Origin of the sequence: Alteromonas sp. PRIM-21, assembly GCF_027563165.1 — a bacterium.
Lineage (GTDB): Bacteria > Pseudomonadota > Gammaproteobacteria > Enterobacterales > Alteromonadaceae > Alteromonas > Alteromonas macleodii_A.
The window spans coordinates 1-813 of sequence record NZ_JADOEK010000038.1 but is presented as its reverse complement, the minus strand read 5'-3'; the positions used below and the strand labels follow the sequence as shown (position 1 = coordinate 813).

Here is an 813-nt window from a genome sequence, read left to right as displayed (position 1 = left end):
CACCACAGCTTTTCGCAGACTTACACGTCCTTCATCGCCTCTAACTGCCAAGGCATCCACCGTATACGCTTCGTCACTTAACCATACAACCCCAAACAGCCTTTTGACTTCTGTCTAAGTTATGTCGTATGCATGACAAGCTAATCGGAAGAATTGCCTTGCTATCAATAAATTGATAACAAGCAATTCAGTCAAGTAGAGTAAAAAGTCATCTTTCGATTTCTCAGTTACTCAATTTTGATTGATTACTATTAATATCAGCTTTCCAAATTGTTAAAGAACATTCGATGTTTCCTGCAAAAGCAGTACTTTCATCTTTAGAGTAAAAAACCCTAATCAATGCTTACTGAAACAGTAAATATTCATTAGGATTTCGGGTCCAACGTGACACGCTTCTACCTTTGTTACCTTCCTTTCTTGAAGCAAGGAAATGGTAGGCTTGGGCAGACTTGAACTGCCGACCTCACCCTTATCAGGGGTGCGCTCTAACCAGCTGAGCTACAAGCCTTCAGTTTCTAAGTTTGTTAACAACAAACTCAGTGTCAAGTAGATGGTGGAGCTAAGCAGGATCGAACTGCTGACCTCCTGAATGCAAATCAGGCGCTCTCCCAGCTGAGCTATAGCCCCATAAACTTGTGTCGTTCTTCATTTTAAACAAGACTATCTGTGTAGGCACTGCATCAAGTGCGTCTATCGACGTAATGGTAAGGAGGTGATCCAACCCCAGGTTCCCCTAGGGTTACCTTGTTACGACTTCACCCCAGTCATGAAACACAAAGTGGTAATCGTCCTCCCGAAGGTTAGACTAACTAC

At 42.8% G+C, this 813-nt stretch carries 2 tRNA genes and 2 rRNA genes; all 4 read right to left on the bottom strand.

The window, feature by feature from the left end:
• Positions 1–83 (bottom strand): 23S ribosomal RNA (locus IW644_RS19895); the annotation flags it as partial.
• A 348-nt stretch (positions 84–431) separates the two neighbouring features.
• Positions 432–508: transfer RNA gene (locus IW644_RS19890), tRNA-Ile, on the bottom strand.
• Positions 509–551: 43 nt separating this feature from the next.
• A tRNA-Ala gene (locus IW644_RS19885) sits at positions 552–627 on the bottom strand.
• 78 nt (positions 628–705) lie between these two features.
• Positions 706–813, bottom strand: a 16S ribosomal RNA gene (locus IW644_RS19880); the annotation flags it as partial.